We start from the raw sequence: 1,892 nt of genomic DNA, 5'->3' as shown, positions 1-1,892 counted from the left end.
TACTCCTGTGATTTTCAAAAAAATCCTGAACTGCTCCTCTGACCAGTTGCTGATTGCCACTGTTTCATCCTGTATTTTCAGCTGTGGCACGGGATAGCGATAGATCTGAACACCGTCATCCGGCACCTCAACCTCAAGCCACTGACCTTTAACGGTAAAAGACATCTCGTTGAGGTTCCGCATCAACACAGCGATATAACTCAGGGCGAGCTGTTCTCCTGATGGGATAAGTCCGGAGACGGGTACCTCAACGGTGTTGTTGCCGGTCGTTCGCATCCCGGAAAGAAAGTGGTTGGGGATATCTTGATCCCAGGGCAGAAGGCTATGGGTTTCCAGTAGCGCCTCAAAGATTAGCTGGATGCCTTCTTTGGTGATGTCATGGTTTTTTAGCCGAAGGCAGGCTTCAAGCAGCCGTTTTAACCATTGGGAAGAATGCTCTTTGCTGAGTTTATGCAGGGCGCCCAACGAGGGAAACAGGTCGAATACAGCCCGGGCACGGCTGGCATCCAGAAAACGCAGCTGATCATCCTTTGTTAAGTTTTTCAGGATTTCCCAGTAGAGCCTTTTCATATAGTCGTGTTTCAGCACCCCCGACAATAGTTGCAACTGGGCTGAGTACTGTTCCCACAGGCTTTTGTCCGGCAATGACTTCAGCCGCTTGGCGAAATAGACAAAACGCGATCTGTATTCATTGGCAGAAAACAGAACCATTGCCTTATTTAACACGTGCAAAGGCACGGCTTTAGTCGAATGATGCCACAAAAAATCCCGGTCTTGTCCACTGGCGTGAAGGAAACGTTCGACGCCTTTCCCTCCATAAGAAGAAAGAAGCCTTATCAATGATTCCAGCATCAGAAAAGCTTTGGTATTTTCATGGAATTGATGAAACTGTTTTAAAATCGCCCAGTTTAATAACCAGTCTGGCTTAAGGGTGGAAAGATAAAGAGCAACCGTTTTTATCTGGCGATTGGAATTATCATTCTCTTCATTCTCTGAATCGCTATTGTATTCGTCGTCCTCTTTACTATCTGAATCACTTTTATCTTCAGTAAGTTCTGTTAACAGCCACTGTTTTAGTTGTGTTTCCTGATGTTGCAGCGCTTCGATGTCAGGTAGCCCTTCTGCTGTCCAGAGCCTGGTCATAGTTTGCAGGAGTCGATGATTGAGCGCACCCCCGCAACTTGTCCAGACCATCATTTTTTTCAATCGCTCATGGCTGGGAACGCTTTTGCCATGATTCATGGACGAGAAGGCGTGGAACAGTTCCATATTGAACTCGCCATCCATCTCTTTCCATTCAGGCCAGTCCAGCACCTCTTTTACATCATCATGTTTGAGTATGCCGTGGCCATTATTGATGGAGGAGAAGGAGCGGAAGAGCTCAATATTGAACCTGCCATTCTTGTCTTTCCATTCCGGCCAATCCAGTACCTCTTTCACTTCCTCATGTTTAAGCATGCCCCTGTTGCAATTCATGGACGAGAAGGCGCGGAGCAGCTCAATGTTGAACTTGCCATCCTTGTCATTCCATTCAGGCCAGTCCAGCACCTCTTTTACTTCCTCATGTTTTGGCATGCCTTTACAGCTGTTCATCGATGAGAAAGCGCGGAACAGTTTTATACTGAACACACCATCCCTGTCTTTCCATTCTGGCCAGCTCAGCACCTCTTTCACTTGCTCATGTTTGGGCACGCCTTTGCCATGATTAATAGACGAGAAGGAGCGGAACAACTCCATAATGAACTCGCCATCCTTGTCTTTCCATTCCGGCCAGCCCGGCATTTCTTTCACTTCCTTATGTTTGGGCATGCCTTTGCCATTATTCATGGATGAGAAGGAGCGGAACAGCTCCATGCTGAACTCGCCATCCTTGTCTTTCCATTCCGGCCAGC

Annotated in this window: 1 protein-coding gene; it reads right to left on the bottom strand. The window is 47.4% G+C overall.

Going from position 1 to position 1,892, the window contains the following annotated elements; translation table 11 throughout:
- Positions 1 to 1,892: hypothetical protein (locus KDK17_RS05720; RefSeq protein WP_257287562.1), on the bottom strand; the 1,892-nt coding region annotated here is incomplete at both ends.

The organism is Endozoicomonas sp. SESOKO2 (assembly GCF_024606245.1).
GTDB lineage: Bacteria > Pseudomonadota > Gammaproteobacteria > Pseudomonadales > Endozoicomonadaceae > Endozoicomonas_A.
Note: the sequence above shows the minus strand (reverse complement) of the source record. Positions and strands in the feature narration are given on the sequence as shown.